1 pseudogene is annotated in these 270 nt (G+C 61.5%); it reads right to left on the reverse strand.

The features are described 5' to 3' along the window. Positions 1-225: pseudogene (locus tag ACPYOM_RS22595) on the reverse strand (hypothetical protein); the annotation flags it as partial. Positions 226-270: the final 45 nt, after the last annotated feature.

Genomic DNA, 270 nt, shown 5'->3' on the forward strand with positions numbered 1-270 from the left:
GTTGATACGCGCCTTGAACACATCATGCGCGACATCCGGAACCGGAAGATTGTTGTGCGATCCCAAGTCGCTGATATGAGGTCCGATCAGAAGCAAGTCATAGTCAGCCGTCAGGGCCTTGCCCTCCCGCGTTTTCGCCAGAACTTCCATCAGCTGCCCTTGCTGGCTGATCTGGTACAGGCCCTCGACCGCACCGGGCGCGGGTGCCGCTTCGAACTCGTACACTGCGCCGCTGGGCGCGCACGCGCTGAACCTGATGCACCCCTTGGC

The organism is Monashia sp. HAY1-2A (assembly GCF_056755315.1).